At 52.9% G+C, this 291-nt stretch carries 1 rRNA gene; it reads right to left on the bottom strand.

Annotation, left to right across the window (positions count from 1 at the left end):
• Positions 1 to 291: ribosomal RNA gene (locus tag L687_RS42285) — 23S ribosomal RNA — on the bottom strand; the annotation flags it as partial.

The raw sequence follows: 291 nt of genomic DNA, 5'->3' as shown, positions 1-291 counted from the left end.
TGTATAAGAGACAGACCTAAGTGGGTTCGGTCCTCCACGACGTCTTACCGTCGCTTCAACCTGGCCATGGATAGATCACTTCGCTTCGGGTCTAGGACATGCGACTGAATCGCCCTATTCAGACTCGCTTTCGCTACGGCTACCCCACACGGGTTAACCTCGCCACATATCGCTAACTCGCAGGCTCATTCTTCAAAAGGCACGCTGTCACCCCTACTAAGGAGGCTCCAACGGTTTGTAAGCAAACGGTTTCAGGTACTATTTCACTCCCCTCCCGGGGTACTTTTCACC

The sequence above is a fragment of the Microbacterium maritypicum MF109 genome (assembly GCF_000455825.1).
GTDB classification, from domain to species: Bacteria; Actinomycetota; Actinomycetes; order Actinomycetales; family Microbacteriaceae; genus Microbacterium; species Microbacterium maritypicum_A.
The sequence above is the reverse complement of the archived record's forward strand: the minus strand, read 5'-3'. Positions and strand labels throughout refer to the sequence as shown.